The 15,928-nt window shown below is 51.8% G+C and carries 27 protein-coding genes; all 27 read right to left on the reverse strand.

Going from position 1 to position 15,928, the window contains the following annotated elements; translation table 11 throughout:
- Positions 1-21: 21 nt before the first annotated feature.
- On the reverse strand, positions 22-237 hold the full coding sequence (locus tag H8S52_RS02930) for a hypothetical protein (RefSeq protein ID WP_004303944.1): 216 nt from the start codon (positions 235-237) through the stop codon (positions 22-24).
- Positions 238-252: 15 nt separating this feature from the next.
- A complete protein-coding gene (locus H8S52_RS02935; protein ID WP_004293654.1) occupies positions 253-789 on the reverse strand; it encodes a hypothetical protein in 537 nt (178 codons plus the stop codon).
- 2 nt (positions 790-791) lie between these two features.
- Positions 792-1,814, reverse strand: coding sequence for a hypothetical protein (locus tag H8S52_RS02940; RefSeq protein ID WP_004293653.1), 1,023 nt, complete (start codon positions 1,812-1,814; stop codon positions 792-794).
- A gap of 59 nt (positions 1,815-1,873) precedes the next feature.
- Positions 1,874-2,083: a hypothetical protein gene (locus H8S52_RS02945; protein WP_004293652.1), complete on the reverse strand. Its 210-nt coding sequence runs from the start codon at positions 2,081-2,083 to the stop codon at positions 1,874-1,876.
- 1 nt (position 2,084) lies between these two features.
- Positions 2,085-2,303: a hypothetical protein gene (locus tag H8S52_RS02950; RefSeq protein ID WP_004293651.1), complete on the reverse strand. Its 219-nt coding sequence runs from the start codon at positions 2,301-2,303 to the stop codon at positions 2,085-2,087.
- Between the two features lie 51 nt (positions 2,304-2,354).
- Positions 2,355-2,702 carry a hypothetical protein gene (locus H8S52_RS02955; RefSeq protein ID WP_008143041.1) on the reverse strand — a complete coding sequence of 116 codons (348 nt, stop codon included), beginning with the start codon at positions 2,700-2,702 and terminating at the stop codon, positions 2,355-2,357.
- Positions 2,702-3,634 carry a hypothetical protein gene (locus H8S52_RS02960; protein ID WP_008143040.1) on the reverse strand — a complete coding sequence of 311 codons (933 nt, stop codon included), beginning with the start codon at positions 3,632-3,634 and terminating at the stop codon, positions 2,702-2,704. The genes H8S52_RS02955 and H8S52_RS02960 overlap by 1 nt, the downstream gene beginning before the upstream one ends.
- Positions 3,615-3,851, reverse strand: coding sequence for a hypothetical protein (locus H8S52_RS02965; RefSeq protein ID WP_004322721.1), 237 nt, complete (start codon positions 3,849-3,851; stop codon positions 3,615-3,617). The genes H8S52_RS02960 and H8S52_RS02965 overlap by 20 nt, the downstream gene beginning before the upstream one ends.
- A gap of 33 nt (positions 3,852-3,884) precedes the next feature.
- Positions 3,885-4,469: a hypothetical protein gene (locus H8S52_RS02970; RefSeq protein ID WP_008143037.1), complete on the reverse strand. Its 585-nt coding sequence runs from the start codon at positions 4,467-4,469 to the stop codon at positions 3,885-3,887.
- An 11-nt stretch (positions 4,470-4,480) separates the two neighbouring features.
- On the reverse strand, positions 4,481-5,206 hold the full coding sequence (locus H8S52_RS02975; RefSeq protein ID WP_008860791.1) for a hypothetical protein: 726 nt from the start codon (positions 5,204-5,206) through the stop codon (positions 4,481-4,483).
- A 13-nt stretch (positions 5,207-5,219) separates the two neighbouring features.
- Positions 5,220-5,507, reverse strand: coding sequence for a hypothetical protein (locus H8S52_RS02980; protein WP_004322729.1), 288 nt, complete (start codon positions 5,505-5,507; stop codon positions 5,220-5,222).
- A gap of 12 nt (positions 5,508-5,519) precedes the next feature.
- Positions 5,520-5,699, reverse strand: a complete 180-nt coding sequence (locus tag H8S52_RS02985) for a hypothetical protein (protein WP_004322731.1) — start codon at positions 5,697-5,699, stop codon at positions 5,520-5,522.
- A gap of 362 nt (positions 5,700-6,061) precedes the next feature.
- A complete protein-coding gene (locus H8S52_RS02990) occupies positions 6,062-7,150 on the reverse strand; it encodes a hypothetical protein (protein ID WP_008143029.1) in 1,089 nt (362 codons plus the stop codon).
- Complete coding sequence (locus tag H8S52_RS02995) at positions 7,147-7,626, reverse strand: hypothetical protein (protein ID WP_004293642.1); 480 nt, start codon at positions 7,624-7,626, stop codon at positions 7,147-7,149. The genes H8S52_RS02990 and H8S52_RS02995 overlap by 4 nt, the downstream gene beginning before the upstream one ends.
- Before the next feature lie 869 nt (positions 7,627-8,495).
- On the reverse strand, positions 8,496-9,758 hold the full coding sequence (locus tag H8S52_RS03000; RefSeq protein WP_008143026.1) for an RNA-directed DNA polymerase: 1,263 nt from the start codon (positions 9,756-9,758) through the stop codon (positions 8,496-8,498).
- Positions 9,751-10,419, reverse strand: a complete 669-nt coding sequence (locus H8S52_RS03005; protein ID WP_008143024.1) for a hypothetical protein — start codon at positions 10,417-10,419, stop codon at positions 9,751-9,753. Before H8S52_RS03005 ends, H8S52_RS03000 begins: the two co-directional genes overlap by 8 nt.
- Before the next feature lie 13 nt (positions 10,420-10,432).
- Positions 10,433-11,080, reverse strand: a complete 648-nt coding sequence (locus H8S52_RS03010) for a hypothetical protein (RefSeq protein WP_004293639.1) — start codon at positions 11,078-11,080, stop codon at positions 10,433-10,435.
- Positions 11,081-11,108: 28 nt separating this feature from the next.
- Positions 11,109-11,354, reverse strand: a complete 246-nt coding sequence (locus H8S52_RS03015) for a hypothetical protein (RefSeq protein WP_117513725.1) — start codon at positions 11,352-11,354, stop codon at positions 11,109-11,111.
- A gap of 12 nt (positions 11,355-11,366) precedes the next feature.
- Positions 11,367-11,546: a hypothetical protein gene (locus H8S52_RS03020; protein ID WP_008143020.1), complete on the reverse strand. Its 180-nt coding sequence runs from the start codon at positions 11,544-11,546 to the stop codon at positions 11,367-11,369.
- A 10-nt stretch (positions 11,547-11,556) separates the two neighbouring features.
- Positions 11,557-11,877, reverse strand: coding sequence for a hypothetical protein (locus tag H8S52_RS03025; protein ID WP_004303957.1), 321 nt, complete (start codon positions 11,875-11,877; stop codon positions 11,557-11,559).
- A 5-nt stretch (positions 11,878-11,882) separates the two neighbouring features.
- The gene (locus H8S52_RS03030; protein ID WP_004293635.1) at positions 11,883-12,362 is read right to left on the reverse strand and encodes a hypothetical protein; all 480 of its coding nucleotides are present in this window, start codon (positions 12,360-12,362) and stop codon (positions 11,883-11,885) included.
- A 4-nt stretch (positions 12,363-12,366) separates the two neighbouring features.
- Positions 12,367-12,642, reverse strand: a complete 276-nt coding sequence (locus tag H8S52_RS03035; RefSeq protein WP_008143017.1) for a DUF3846 domain-containing protein — start codon at positions 12,640-12,642, stop codon at positions 12,367-12,369.
- Positions 12,643-12,657: 15 nt separating this feature from the next.
- Entirely contained in the window at positions 12,658-13,116 is a 459-nt protein-coding gene (locus H8S52_RS03040) for a hypothetical protein (protein WP_008143016.1), read from the reverse strand.
- Positions 13,113-14,003 carry a hypothetical protein gene (locus tag H8S52_RS03045; protein WP_008860787.1) on the reverse strand — a complete coding sequence of 297 codons (891 nt, stop codon included), beginning with the start codon at positions 14,001-14,003 and terminating at the stop codon, positions 13,113-13,115. The genes H8S52_RS03040 and H8S52_RS03045 overlap by 4 nt, the downstream gene beginning before the upstream one ends.
- Before the next feature lie 10 nt (positions 14,004-14,013).
- Entirely contained in the window at positions 14,014-15,111 is a 1,098-nt protein-coding gene (locus H8S52_RS03050; RefSeq protein WP_004293631.1) for a hypothetical protein, read from the reverse strand.
- A gap of 40 nt (positions 15,112-15,151) precedes the next feature.
- On the reverse strand, positions 15,152-15,679 hold the full coding sequence (locus H8S52_RS03055; RefSeq protein ID WP_004293630.1) for a hypothetical protein: 528 nt from the start codon (positions 15,677-15,679) through the stop codon (positions 15,152-15,154).
- Between the two features lie 5 nt (positions 15,680-15,684).
- Positions 15,685-15,924: a hypothetical protein gene (locus H8S52_RS03060; RefSeq protein ID WP_004293629.1), complete on the reverse strand. Its 240-nt coding sequence runs from the start codon at positions 15,922-15,924 to the stop codon at positions 15,685-15,687.
- Between the last annotated feature and the right edge of the window lie 4 nt (positions 15,925-15,928).

Genomic DNA, 15,928 nt, shown 5'->3' on the forward strand with positions numbered 1-15,928 from the left:
AATTATATTCCTGTTTTTAATCTAATATCCACCAGTCGAGGACCAGTAGTTCCGGTCCATGATTTTTTCAAGTTCGAGGTCGGAACGTTCTTTCCAGAGGTCGAAGTCATCAAGCAGCTCCGTTCCGTCCTCCAGAGAAAGCACAGTATCCTCATTGTCAAACAGATAGTCTTGTATGTCATATCCGGACGGATAACGGTTTTCCCGGATGATTTCTTCTGCAATTTCCTTGTCCATTCGGTTGCCATTTTTTCAGTTCGCCGGTATTGTAACCGGATTCATTTGTTTTGTCTTTTCCTTGTAAAACCTGTCGATGGCAAGGAAGTAGTCCTCCGCATCCCAATCAGTGCCCGCATGCTCAGTCTCGAATTCTTCCGCCCACTGGACGATCTCGGCATTGACGGCACGGGAGTCCCTGTCCTCCCACAGGTTGTCCGCCCCGGCATTGTAGGCAAGGTCCACGACAGCCTCCTGCAACTTGTTGTAGCCGTTACACTCTCTACCGTTGGAACGCAGCCATAAGTCCACGTCGACGGCATCCTCTTCCGTCGTCCCATTGTGCAGGCACAGGCACTGCCCGTTGCCGTTATGGCATACGAGGACCGGCCGTTTGGTGTCGGGGCATATCCGTACCAGCAGCTCATTGGCGGCAAGTGTTTCCGTATCATGCCCATTGAGCATTGCAGGAAGCGCCTGGCTGACCAGACTCAGGATTTCCTGTTCCTCCTTTGTCCCGGACGGCTTGGAAGCCAACAGGTTCTGTATGCGTTTAAGAAGATTGTAAATCATAATCAGCAGTCATTATGTTCTTTCCAGATTTTACGTTTCTCGTCATAGCCCTTGTTTTCCCACCATTCATTGCAGGTTTCGGCAAACCCCTGATGGTTGTCTCCGGCCGGACACTTGTCCTGACGGCAACCCGTGATCTGTTCCATTTGATTTGCGTCCAACGAGTTCCACCATTCCTCCATGCGTTCTTTGAACTCTTTTAAAGTACAGAATGGCTGATGGTCCTCGCATTCGTCGCACCAGTTATCATAGCGGTCTATACCCGTGGTACCGATGAATGTACGGGCATTCGGATCCACCCATGCCTGGGTCTGTATATTGTCTGAACCGCACCCCTCGCATACGACAATCTCGTCGTCATTGACATCAGCGGAGATGAACCCGTGTTCTTCCAGCCAGTGGGCAATCTCAAGCAATCCCTCGGTCTGTACCTGTCCGATGGGCTCATCGAAATCCTCGCCGGCTTCGCCGTTGAGCGTGCAGAGCAGTTTGCCGTTCCCGTCGATGAAAAGTTCATAAACGGTCGCACTTTCATAACCGCCGTATCCGTAAAAAGCGGAATTGTGGACCACCACTATCGGGGAGGTTTCATACTCCGCTGATTCCGCCTCCCGGTAATGTACGCCGCAGTTGCGGTAGAACGTGCCGATGATGTTGTTCTCCTTCTTCACGGCGTCGCGGATTTTCTCCATAAGTGATCTTCTGATGGAGATGATACTGAGGTGCGCATAATCCTTACGGAGACGTCTGTACACTTCCTGCTCGAAGTTGCCTCGAACAGAGTCGAAAGGGGATACGCCGGCGTTCTCCCGGATATATTTGTCCTCGTTAAAGTTGTAGCGCCGGCAGACAATATTCTTGACGCGGCGGAATTCCTCTCCGGCAAATTTGAGGATACTGTTCTCGCCTAGCGAAGTCGGAAAATAGCAGCGGGGCATGTGCACTGTCATTTCACGGTAAAGTGTGTCATCGTCTTCCGGAAAGGTTCTGTCTGTTTCCGGCTTTGTAGGTTTTTCCTGTTCCATGTTGCTTGTTTTTTATCTGTAGTTGAACAATTTCCGGTTTGCCGCCCGTTGCATGGCGGTCACCATATTCTTATGTCATAATCTTTAAAATAGTATTCCAACTCTTTTAATCCTTCCAAAGAGTGCAGCTCGTTCTTTCCGGTCACTTCGATGTCGACGGATACTGCATTTTCATCTTTGATGTTTACTTTGGCATTGTCAAATACGCATCTTACATATTCTGCAATGCATGAGGCAGGCAGGTCGTTTTTTACAATATTAAGTACCATATTATTTATTGTTCATTAAATGTTTGCTACGTCCATAAACCGGGCACCGCTTGCGGTATCTGCATTCGCCCCGGGCCGCGTCGGTATGCGCCCGGTGCCATTCATCCCAGCTCTTCACTCCATTGTCTGTAAGGAATATGATCAGTTGCATGCAGCAGAAACCGCGTTCCTCACGTTTCCGGTCATGAAGGTTGGCCAGCCCGTTATCTTTAGGTTTCATACAGGTTTGATGTTACGGCAGGTTTGCTCGAAACGCCTTCATGGCATATCATTAAAACCATGAGACATGCACATAGGCATCGCTTTGGTCACTGCCGTTGATTAGACAATCGAGTACTTCGATAAACTTTTCCCGGTCCATCCCGACCTTTGCCAGGCAGGAATAAAATTCTTCGGCATTCTGCCGGAAGGTTTCATCCTGTTCTGAGATATGTTTTCTTAGCTGCTGCAGACCCGAACGGGCTATTTCGAAGTCATCGGTATAGGCGTCTTCTGCGGAGTTATCAACTTCGAACATTGTCAGGATATCATAAAAGATATCCTGACCGTCCCCGCCATACATACCCGGATATTTGTATTCGATTTGCCAAACTCTGGCTACATGTAGTTTTCTGGCCATTATCTTTTCATTTTTCGGATTTGTTGTCTTATGCAGTGCAGCATCAATTCGATACCACGGATGCTTTCCTCATTCTCTTTCAGTTTGTAATAGTAGGCGTTCGCTTCGTCGTAGTCTTCCCGTGCCTTGCGCAATCTGCATTCCTTGGCGTCACGGACCTGTTCATGGGACAGGTCGTAACCGATGAACTCGTCCATGAAACAGGAAACCGTACGCCCGTAATAGTGGTCCGTGCGGGTTTCCACCGCAGTACGGATGATGTCGTCGCACCGCCTTCCGAGTGTCCGGAGTACGTCGCTGATATGCCGGTCATGGTACTCGTAACCGAAGAAACGGGTATACCACTCGTGTTCCTGCCGGTTTGTCTTCCCCGCGTAATACTCGTACCATTGGGCGTCGCACTTGGTGTGCCTCTGGGTAACCTTGAATATGGCATACTCTTCACCGATCCATGTAAAACGTGAGAGTATCTCACTCGCTTCTTCCTCATAGTAGCTATCCCGCCAATTCAATTCTTCGGTCTGGCTGAGCGGGAGGAATGACTGTTTGGTGATCCACTGCCCGAAACCTTTGTGCGTGACATGCGGAAGCACTTTCACGACCTTGCTCCATGCCTCGTTGCAGGCTTCATCCAGTGAAGGGAAACTTTCAGGAAAGCGTTCCCTGTCCGTTCCGTCTCGCAACACCTCGTTCCAATCTTTGTCGCAGACAATGAGGGTGAGGTCCTCCCTCACATGGCAGTCGCGTTCGCAATAGCCGTAGGGAGCATCGCAGAGCGTGTACCACTCCTTCGGTCCATAACCGTCGTCACGTCCCAGATAGCGTCTGGGCTTCCCCTTCTCTGTCTGCACCTCCCATACTTCCGTGCAGTTTCCACGGTCGATATGGTGCAGGCGTACCCTGATTTCCTTGTTATCTCGTTTTTCTTCCATGTCGTTCATTTTTAGTATGGCCTGTCTTTTTCTTTTCGAGAATCCGGTAGATTTCTTCAAGGTCATGCTCATTGTCTATCGGTTGCCCGTATTCCGTATCCACGATGACCACCCTGGCATTGGCCAGGTGACATCCTGCTATCGTCTTGTCATAGTCGCTCCATTCAGGATTGATTTCTGTTACCGTGTCAAATTCAAGTCCGTATGATGTCTTCATTGTATTTCCAGTTATTATGCGTATTTTTCTATTTTATGCTGCCGCTTTGTTCTGCCCGTCGATAATATGCCTGCATTCGGCTTCCAGTTCTTTCATACATTCCGTACCATAGAATCCCCAACAACTGTCCAGTTCATTGTCATCGTCACTTTCCGGCATGATGCGATACCCGAAAACTTCCCCGGTATAGTAGTTGTCAAGGGTACTGATTTCGTCTTGCAGGTATCCCTCGATCCGCTTCCTGCGTTTCGCGGTGATGTTCTTCCACCCGTATTCCCGGCGCACCTTGTCCAACGGTACCGCGATGATTCCGAAAAATCCGGAATCCCACGGGCAGCTGAACGGCGAGGTGGATATTGTAATGCCGCCATGGTCGTAGAGGTAGACCGGCAGGGCGATATATTCCTTCAGGAACGATTCCCGGAAATTTCCGATATGCCCTTCAAAAACCTTGTCGATATCGAAGTGGTCATCAAACTCCTTCTCCGGGCGGTAGCGACGATGTGCCGTATAAAGCGTACCGAGATTGTCATACGCTTCACGCGGGCTTCGGGCGTCATCATCATAATAGATGTTGATGCGATACCCGTTATATTTGATTTGATTATATAGATTCATTTGCCTGGGTATTATGTTTTGTTACAAAGTCTTACAAATTGTTCCGTAATCTCGTCCCGCTCGAACTCGTCGCAGTTCAGGTCGAAGAATATACCCGAAGCCGCGAGCATGTCACGGGCTTCTCCGTAGGTAAGGTCGTTCCTGTGCCTGTATCTGTCCACCATATCCCGATGTTCGGCTTCCGCCCGGTCGTGCAGCCTCATTTTATACTGCCTGTACCATGCGGGGAACTGTTCCTTGGAAACCATATGTTCCAGCTGCAAGTCCCGGTATCTTCCCGGTGCCAGCAGGATGTGGCTGTCAATGTAGGACTTCGCCTCGGCTATGATTCCCTCCCTGGTGAAGGGACGGTGGGAGCGTGCCGTGAAATGCACCCATCCACCATGCAACGGGTGTTCGATTTCAATCTGCACACCCTGCCTCCTGACATGTACCACGATATAGGCGGTCTGGCCGGGGAACATATCGTCCTTGAGGCTCACTTCCCGGCAGGCCGGCGGGTCAACATGGATGTAGTGGTCCTGCCTTGCGCCCTCGAGGAACCTTTCAAGCTGCCGCATCGACTGGCAGTAGATGAATGTCCCCACGCGGCACTGGCCTCGGCGGATGTCGCCGTAATAGTACTTTCTTGCCCTTGCTCCGGTAATGCGGGACTCGTCCGATGCCTCGAAATAGCTCCGGTAGGTATCGTCCGTACGGCAGAAATCATATATTTCCTGAAAAGTCCTTGTTTTCATTTGTTACTCCTTTTTATGTATTGTCTTCTTCCGGCGGGGGAAATTCCCCCGTCCTGTAAAATATCTCTCCGAGACGGTCAGCCTGTTCCGCCAGACCTCTCTTCCGGACAGCCGACACGGCATCGCATGCGGCCTTTTCGTACATGCCCAGCAGTACCGCCTCGGGCAGGCGTTTCGTCCGCCACACCTCCTGTGCGGTGGCGAGCATCTCCACCTCGCAGCCCAGATGGGCGGCTGTGAGGATAATGACGGCATTGCCGATAAAGTTCGGTATGCGTTCTTCCTGTTGTTCTCCTTTCATTGTTCCGTGCCTTTAATCCGTTTCGAACTCGTCTTCATAGACCTCGATCTCCTTCCCGCTCTCGCAGATGCGTACCAGCCAGGTGTATTGGAGCCGTTCCAACAGCTCTATACGGCGATAGCCCTTGTAGGGCACTTTCAGCGTTGCAATGTCTCCCGGTTTCATGTCAGGCGGGTATTTCAAACTGGACATGGAAATGGAATTCGCTTATCAGGCTGCAGATCTGCGGTACTGATTTAGGATCCTCCCCGTAAGGGTAGAAGATGGTCCGGCAACGTGTCAGGCATCGGATACCCTGTTTTCGTAACCGGTACAGCAGGTAGGCCCTGCGTCGTAGTTGTTTCTTGCTCATCGTATAAAGGATTATGTCGTTTTGATTAGAATAGCGGTGTGGTCGTCAAACAGGGGCATCTCTTTACGTTTTCGATGTAATGCCTCCATTGAAAGATGCTCATCTTGTGTTAACAGGGATGAGCATCATTTCAATGGAGGGAGTACTAATTTATTCTGACCCGCCACACCGTGCCGCCTACCGGGCGGATGGAGATGACGGCCTATTTCTTACGCCATGCCGCCATCTTCTTTTTGATGTTGATATTGTTGTCCGCCAGCATTTTTTTCAGGACTGCCAGCAACCGCCAGCCTTCTCCGTTTTTATACTCTTCCGCCTTGGCTGACAGGAACGCCAGTGACTGGTACTTGTCCAGACGCCGACCCCGGTCATTGACAGCTGTGCAACCGTGGAAACGAATCAGGTTCTGCATGGTAAAGAACGCCCCGGCTCCCTTATAGGCATCCATCCATGCCTTGCTTTGAGGAGTGCCCCATGGCAGCCGGATACGACGGTCATTGAACTGTCTGACCGCGTTGTAAAGCTGTGTGGCGTCCAACGCGTGCCTGATGTGGGTTATCGCGATGGAAAGCGGGTAGTACAGTTTGGATTGCAGGTCCTCCACGAAAATATTACGGCCGTGTATACGCTTGTAGGGAACTCCCTTGCATTTTCTTGTTTCCAGGTTGCCCACGTGTTTTTTCAGCGCGTTGACATAGTCGCTCGCGATGGCCAAAACCACATCACGGTTGAACCAGCGGTTTCTCTCGGCAAAACCCGTGATGTCCTTGTGTTCCATCTTCATCTGGGCGTGCAGCTCGTTCAAGAGCATTTTCCACTGGTAATCATAGCCTTTCCGGTGAATCATCTCGGTCACCCCTGCCGGCTCTTTTTCACGGTAATGCGTGTATGACATCATATGGAACATTTGTGCCATGACCCACCGGCGGAAGAGTCGGTTGTTGGGAACGGTACCCTGTGCCATGATGCTGCCGAATATCGGGTCGTTGTCATCCAGGATGGTAAGTTTCCCGTCTTTGTTGGAGGCGATATACTCGCCGCCCTCGGCTCCCTGCATGGCGAACAGGCAGCTCACGTCCACACCGGCACCGCGGAGTGCCTCGATACGCTCCCGCGCCCCTTTGGGAAGTCCGGCGGGAGAATTATGGCCGGCCACCACCGGATAGACGGTGCCCAAATCCGAATTCTTGCCGATAACGGTGCCCGTGGCGGCAAATTCCTTGTCCGCGATGGCGAATTCCGTGCCGCATCCGGGGCACAGGACTTTTGTTTCTTGTTTCTTTCTGCTCATTGTGAATTTGTTAATAGTTGATTACTTCCGGGTTCCACCCATTTTCTGAGTATCACCAGGTCCTTGTCTTTTTCGCTTTGCCAGAACCATTTGCCCATCGTTTCGGGATTCCATGTGAACCCGCCTATAATCCGGCAGAGGATATAGAATTCCAGCTCGAATTGCGCGGTATCCCGGTGTTGCCCGTACAGCATGTCCCCGTCCTCGAGGTCACTTTCGGGCAATGCCATGAAATACCGGCGGGACTTGCTCTGGCTGCGCTCCGATGGTATCGAATGTTTATAGCGGCGGTACAGCTCCTCCACATCCGTGAAAAAATCCCCGCAGCCGTACTCCGGCAACCACGGAGCGCCATCATACCTGCCGTTCCGTATCATGTGTCTCCCGTTTACTTTTAAACTTCTGGACTGGAAATCAATCCGGAAATTTGCGCCGTTCTCTATGGCGGTGACGGTTTCTCGGTAAATATCTTCCATTTTCTCACCTGTTTACAATTAATGGCACTCAAACCCCTAGCGCGTATCTTTATAGTCCTGATAAATACAGTAGGACTTCGGTCCTGAACCAGGTAGTTGCCTGGCTCAGGACCAAGCTTGAATACTGTATCTTGAATTTGGGTCCCTCGTGCATATGCGGTCGCGCTACCTTCTGTTCAGGGGACTCATCCGGACGGCACATCCCTTTAAAAACCTGATACGGGCCGCGAGTACAGCTGGAACCTGTGTCATCTGTCGTGTTAGCAGGAGATGACACAGGCTCCAGCCGTGTGAATTGCGGCTCTGTTGAAATCCCGGCCTTGCCCCCTTTGCCCTGTGCTGTTCTTTTTGCGGTTCCCGGAATGCCGGCACGTTCCTTTACAGGTCCGATGTCTGCTGTGGCGGAAGCCGGAATGGCGCCGTCGTATAACGTTAGGGATACGACGGCGCGAGACGGGCTTATCGGGGACAGCAGGCTGAATCCATTCCCCCGAACCGCACGTTCCCGTGCTGGAAAAGACTGAAAGTTCTCATAATACCGGCACATGGCTTTATGCTTCCGATGTATCCCGCGTATGGGTCTTCTGCGGAGTCCGAAGGCGACGGTCAGCCGCCTTCAGACTCGGAAAGAAGACGTTGGTACGCGGGATGCCCAAACCTATTCCTTGAACTTTCCCGGTGTGCTCCGGTAACGGGTGCGGGACAGACGGCACATGATTTTAATTTCCCGATACATTACAGGCGCAGCCAGAATCGAGATGGGATTAACCGGGTGTTAGACCGGTTAATCTCGATATGGATTCTGGTTATAAGCCTGTAACGTTGAATAGCCTGCCCGTCCACCCGTTCTGCCGTGTGCCCGGCGTAACTTATAGCGATGCCACCAGCGTGTTGTACACCGCCCGGCTGGTCAGAAGGGCGTTACGCATGCAGCCGACAGTCAGGTAACCCGGTATGTCCCGGTCTGTTTTATCGCGGTTGGCCTTCACGTTGCGTCCCCGTCCCCGGACGATGCAGCCATCCGGTTTGGTTCGGACATATCCCAGACCGCCGATCTTGCACCTGCCCGTCTGAATGGCTCTAAAGCAGTCCATCACGAACTTGTTCAGCTCGTTGAGGTCACTCTTCACATTACAGACCGGCAATACCTGTATCGCCCAGCTGAACTCGCCCTTGTACAGGTAACGGTTCACGGCGTCCACGGCTTTTGCCAGTGTCGTGTCCCGGCAGCGGATTGTCCGCCGCTCGATCTCGTGCTGGAAGGTCTTGATGCGTGATGACGAGAGCGAGACCATGCCGCCCTTGATACTGAATCCTAAGAACTTGAACCAGACATCGGCTGCCAGGTATTCCACTTTCTTGGGATTTAGCTTCATGGATTTATCTTCCAGGCGTTTTTGGAGTGTGTCCATCGCTTTTTCATAATCCTTGCCGATAAAAAGCATATCGTCGGAATACCGGACGTAGTAGCCGTTCATTTGTGACAGTTCCCTGTCTAGGTCGTAGAGCAGTACATCCGCCAGCCAGCTAGCCACAGCACAACCCTGTTTCAAGGATTGATACTTGCTTTGCAACCGGTTATCTTCATCGAAATAGAGGTCCGAGTGGTAATATTTCCTAAGTACGTCTATCAGGGCAGACTGGCCGTGTTTGGCCTCCACCTTGTCGAACGCCTCGTCGATGAACCGTATCGGAACACTGTCGAAGTATTTGGAAAGGTCGGACTTCCAGCCCAGACAGCCGCTATTGCCGGTTTCTGTCATCCGGTGGCTGACTTCCGTAACTACCTTGCCGCACCCTATACCGGTCTGGTAGGACTTGCACGAAGAGTGCAGCATCTCCGGCATCAACTCGAAGAGCAGGTCGTTGGCGATACCCAGTACTACGCGGTCCATCGGCTCGTTTACGTACACTGTGCGGAACTCACCGTTGTCCTTGGGTATCTGCGCCGTGTGGGGAGGGGAAATCTCGTACTTTCCCCGGCGCATGGCATAGGCCATCGCCATACGGGTATGCTCGTCGGTCAGCCGAATAAGTTGGTCTTTCCTAATGTCTTTCAGCACGCCTTTCTCAATGGCCTTCGTCCACTGGCCTATGTCGAAGAACATTTGCAATATCTTGTCTTCATTCATAGCACTCAAAACTTTTTTGGGAAAGGATAAAATTCAGTATGTCCATGCCGGATTCTACGTCACATTCCTGCTCGTACTCCTCGCCCGTGTAGTAACTGTAACCCATGATGAAGATTTTCCCGTCTTTCCGGAGCGACGCGTTCGTGATGACCAGTTCCACGGGGTCACGGTCCACAACATGGAGATAGGTCGAGGATTGTTCACCGTTGTCATCAAGGCTGCCGCCACACTCGGAAAGCAGCTCCACGGACAGGGCGTAACATTTTTCATTCAGGGCTTTCTCCGCCACGTGATGGTTGTTCATCTCTTCCGTAAGTGTTCGGATGCGGTCACCGCGTCTCTGCTCGGGAACCGGTTCGAAAGCGGTTTCGAACATCCAGACAGGCATCCATTTATGGAAGACGGCGGGTCCCAAGCGGCATATGTAAACTTCATCGTTCTCTTTCTCCGTCTCCGGGATATCCATTCCCGAGGCTCGTGCTGCCGCTACGCTCATGCGCTCGAAACCGCCGAGGCAGGAAGGTGCCGACTTCAAACGGTAGGGACGGATGTTTCCTACAGGGACACCCATTGACATAAGTAGCATCCCCTTAAAAGTGTCGGTAACGGGAGTGGTTTGCTGTTTGTTCATTCTTTTATTCATTTTCTGGTCTTTGTACATACATTATGATTTCTCACGCATCCTCCGCAAGGGCCACAAGCCGCTCTTCCGGCAGCAGGAACTCCTCGTCCGTGAAGTAATAGCAGATTTTCCGGTCCACGGCCTCCGCCTCGTCCGATATGGGTGCGCCGTCTTTGCCGACCAGCACGTCTTGCAGACCCGTTACAGAGACTAGGGTTTTGTATTCCCCGCCCGTTCCACGGAACAGCGTCAGTTCCCTGACAAAATATTCCCTGTCATTCCATGTGATAATCTCAAACATTTCCTCCACTTCCGGGAACAGCCGGCACAGGACCGGAAACAGTTTGCAGGCATCGCTCCGGAGCATCAGGAAGACACATTCCATCAGGCATAGTCCGGCATCTTTGAGCATGGGCAGCAATACGTCCGTGCCTGCTCCGTTTGCCTCTGCCACTATCAGGGCTTTCCAGTATCCTTCCTGGAATGAGTCCGTCCAAGGGATGAGTTCGGCTGCCCTGACGGAATAGGAAACCGCGATTTCTTCCGGATTGTCCTCGTCCGTGGAAATCAGTCCTATTTTCGTGTCATCTTCGACAGGCTCCTTTACCGGCAGGCAGACTTTCATTTTCCGGAACGTGTCCGTGTCCTCGTCCGCCCAGTTGACAAAGCCGCCGAATCTTATAAAATCATATCTGCTCATTTGTCATTATTGTTTATTGTTATTTACCTTACAATTCTTCCGGTTCTCCAACGTTGATACTCCGGTAGAAACGGTCTCCGTCCGCCCACTTCTTGGCGGTGATAGCCAGCTCGAAAGCTTCCTCTATGGAAAGGCCGTCGGCGGGAAGGGCATCAAGGAGTTCTCCCATGCATACGTCATTCTCGCGATACTCTTTCTGCACCTTTCCGAGTGTCATTCTGCCCTTGTCCGTCTTTTTACGCCACAAAAGTATCTGTTGTATCCAATTTTTCATGCGATTCTTTTATTAAAGGAAATCCTTGGCATAACTGCGGGCTTCATTGAAAGTGTTGAAGCCGATTCCACTCATGCAAGAGATTGCCCAGTATCTTAATTTCCTGCTTTCGGCACGGGCAAGATAGATTTGCCCGATACAAATCCCGTCTTTGAGAATGTCATGCCGCTTGTCTTTTGTAATCCGTACCATGTTCCGACATTCACTTGTCCATTTTCCAAAATCCGTAATCGGACCCGTCACCGAGATGAGCACCGAAATAGTACCCCTCCGGTGAGTAACTATCGAGCGTGTCGAACAGCGATTCCAGCAATCCCGCCGCGTCATCGCTGTTCCACCAGTCTGCTTCTTTGTCCTCCATGGCATGGGCGGGGATGGCATTCATCACCTGCACGTACTCCGGTGTGTCACGGATAACGTCCAAGAACGCCGGAATCAGGTCCTGCGTGCGCATCGTGCCGTGGGAGATACTCTCTCCCGGCACGGCATGGAGGCGGTTTTGTGTCCTCTCGTCTATGAACATGGCATTTAGATAAAGGGCAGACGGGTATCTTCCAGCATGGAGGCCAGCATTTGACACATCTCGTATGAAGCACGGTTGCGGTCGTCAATGCAGCGTGAATCACGCCCTGCCATAGCGGTAATGGAAGCCTTTACCGTTCTGAAGAATGTCTGTTCCAGTGTCTTGTGGAAATAAGGAAGAGCCTGGGCGAAACGTTCGGACTTGAATCCCAAATCGTTCATGGCGTATTCCAGCTGTTTGGCCGCCTTGTACTCGCGGCTGTTCTCCAGGCTTTCCGGAATATCACCGAACTGTGCGGTCCGGAGCTGGCGTTCCAGTTCGATGACGGCCACCGAAAGCAACAGCTTGATGGCTTCCGGGTTGCCGATACCGTGTTTCTGCCCGTCAGCGGTATGGAACTCGATCAGGTTTACACTGTTATTCTCTTGTAATTCTTTGTAGCATGCGAGGGTCTTGCTGAGCGCTTTTGCTTTCTCTTTATCCATAATTTTATCTGATTTGATTGTTATTGCACACAAGTACGTCCCCAACGATGAAGTCTTTCGACGCCGGGTGATGAGCACGGAATATCCTGCTCGCTTCAAGATTGAGGGACAGAGGGATAAGTTTGCCTTCCTCGTTGACGACCATTGTCGTGCTCCCGTCCAGTTCCACCAGTTCGATGTAGCCGCCGACAATCGCCTGCATCTCCTCCAGCGTGAAGTCTGAGCCATTGGCTGGCTGCACGGGTTGGCGTGTTCCGTCCGTTTTGATGATTTCTGTCATAGTTGCTTTGAAATTTTAAGATTCATGACTCGCCAGTATATCCAAAATCTGTTGCAAAGGGAATTTTTCAGTATAGAATCGCTCGTCGGTATGTTTGCCGTACGCCCGGTATCTGGCTTCCCCGTTTGCAAATACCGCCAAGATATGGCTGACCAGCACATTGTCCGGCGGAACCAACCTTTCCAGTTCCGTTTCGGTCAGTTCCACGAAGCACCAGTTATTGTCTTCCGGCAAGTCCTCGCTGCCCAGTATCCCGTCCTCGTCCGGCTGGTAAAAACCAACCGATATGTCATAAAAGTTCAAAGACTGGAAACTGATGTCATCCTTGAATGGCTTGACGGCTTCCAGCCTGCCGGACTGTGTCTGTCTCCACTCTTTTGACAGGTACACGATTGCAAAGTCGCAGCAATCCCATGCACTGTCAGTTCCTGCCTTGAGCAGGAGGTATGGGGTAGGTTCATTTGAGATTTTCATCGTATTTCCCTCCTTTTATGCCACGCGTGATACCGTTTCACGGTGCGTAGCTGGTTAATGATATGGCCAAAAAGCTCGCGTGAATAGATGCGGTAATGGAACACAGCCGAATACTCGCATACATTGCCGTGAAAGTCCACGTGGGAGCGGTCATCCGCAAAGTCGAACAAGTCGCCCTGGATTTCCAGCGTGTATTTGTTCTTCCGTAGCCAGTCAAAAAACTCGAAGATGTCCTTCTTTTGGGAGTAGAAAGTGCAGTATTCGTAGCGGTTTCCGCGCAGGTTCCTCAGCAATGCCGCCATCTCGTTCCGTTCCCGGCGGTCGCCAAATTCGGATCCCGTCCGAGTGGCGAGGTTCTTCAGGAAATATATTTTACCTCCATACTCGAAATAGTACGGTATGTAGGTGACCGTCTTTTTGTACCAATTGACATATTTGACAAAGGAAGCCTTCTTGACGATGGCGGGATGCAGGTTTACTTTCTCCATGTGTTCCCGAATCTGGCGGTAGATTTCCGCATTGGAAAGACGTATGGGACGTTCCGCCCGGAAATACCTGCCGTCCGACTCGAAACAGAGCGCGTACAGGTTTCGGTAATACGGTTCCCCGACAAAGAACCAGTCGCTCTGCATGCGGGCCGGAGGCAGGCATTCCAGCAGTTCGTAATAACGTTCCTCCGTAATTTCATGGAAGGGCTTGCAAAGTGCCCGGGTATAACGCTTCACAAGCAGTGTCATGCGTACCGGTGATACAGCGACCAGGTACGGGTTCTTCTCCCTTTCGCGCAGTGCTTCCAGCGTCTCGCCGCCGTAGTCGCTGTGCATGTCATCCGACATCGACGTGAGGCATGTCCCGTCGAAATAACGTGAATCGATGATGTATCTCATGGGCACTGGATTAAATGGTTATTTTCAACACCTGACCGGCGGCATATTCGGCATTGCGGGTGAGCTGGCGCTGCCATGCCTGGTTGCGTGGCGCCCACTTGAAAGCGTTACGCTTCAAGGTTGTACGCATATCGGTATCGGGTATTTTGTCGAAGAGGATTTGCAGGCGGTCTTCTTCGAAGTTGTAGACCACCTTGCCGCCATCGAACGGAATCTCACGATTTTCACGGCTTGCCCGTTCCTGCTGCTTTTCCCGCACCTTGCGGACGAGTTCGGGATACTTGAAGATTGAATGGCGTGCCGTGACGACAGGTTTCTTGACTTTGTCGTTCCACTCTCGCAGACGAGCGACGGCACGGTCGATGATTTCCACGTTGCCATGGTTGACATAGGTGGAGAGTCGCCCGGCGAGGTTGCTGACGAAGAGAGCCCGGCTATAGCCTCGTGCCGTACCCGTATCGATACCGTGAATGGTCGAGGCGGCATCGTCGATAAAGGCTTTGACCTTCTGCCACTCCTCCTCGAGACGCTGTTCTTCGGGCTTGGCCGCTTCGGTAGCCTTGCGAATCGCTTCGAGTGCACGTTCTCGCCATTCCCGGAACGCCGTGACGCTCTTGGCGTGGCTGTTGCAGGCCTTTTCGTTGCGGCCCGTGTTGAAGCGTGCAGGTCCCGTAATCATCGCGCTGGCACAACGGCTGTTGGCGGCGATCATGGCAGAGAAATAGCGTTTGTAGTTTTCCATGTAACGTTCCCGCTGCTGCTCGGGCATCGACTGCAAATCCTCGTGCAGTTCCTTTTCGTGCGAGGCGATGTCTGACTCACCCCGCTCGTCGGGTGAGAAGGAGGTGAGGTTGTAGGAGCTGCACGCCTGCTTGAAATATTCTTCCAGATAGCCCGGGTGCGCCACTTCCACAACTTCCCAGTCCTTGAAGTCCGCCGGGGCGAGGATTTCTTCCTTGCCCGGATTCCCTACAAGATGGGAATAGCTGCAATACCCGTGTCTCTTTCCCCTGAAAAGAAACGCTACCGGTTCGCTTTCCGGGGCATCCACACGCCGCACCATGGTCACACGATGGGCATTTTCCTTTGTCAATAATGTTGTTTCCATACCTTTCTTCTTGATTTCGTTATTTGATTGTTTCCGATTTTTATTGTTGCTTCATCCGGGCGGCATGGTCCATTACAGAGGCGAACCCCACCTCGATACCTATCTGGTATCCGCCCTTGATAGTCGATTCCAGCTCCGCCTCGCTTTCGATCAGGGATTCCGAATCATCGGCATAAAGCCTGTACAGGGAGAATACGTCTGCCTCCCATAGCTTCCGGGCATTTTCCGCCGATACAAGCAGCCACACGAAACCGTCCTCACGGGTTACCTTGACGGCGGCTTCGCTATGGCTCAGAGTCCGCCACTCCTTGATGTCCAGTGCCACCCTCCACACGATATACATCAGCGCATCGTGGCGGCTTTTAATATCAGGGGAATCGCACAGGCGGCTGGCCACATCTTTGAGTGTCCGGAAAGAGTCCGCCATGAACTGCTCCACGACATACGGCTTTTCGGCAATGGCGGAACAGGCATCGTCCGCCCTGCCTGATTCCGGAACGGTCTGAATATCCTCCTCTTCAAGGAAGATTTCACGGTGCAGGTAGTCCAAGTAGTAATATGATTTCATTCCGCTTATTCTTTGGGGGTGAAAGTGATTCTCGTGTGCCCGTCATAACCGAAGGACGGTTTCAGGCCGAAGGCTTCGGCATCACTGCTGATGCAGCAGATGTCCCAAATCTCCAACCCTCCGGCGCAGGTTATGACGGTATTGTTTTCAGATATTTGCGGCGACTTGTCTTTCAATGCAGCCCCGCCGCAGATGCCGCGTAGAATAACACCACGCTGGTGGGTAGTAAGTTCTTTCGTTTCCATAGAC

The organism is Bacteroides sp. NSJ-48 (assembly GCF_014287405.1).
In the GTDB taxonomy this organism is placed as follows: Bacteria; Bacteroidota; Bacteroidia; order Bacteroidales; family Bacteroidaceae; genus Bacteroides; species Bacteroides stercoris.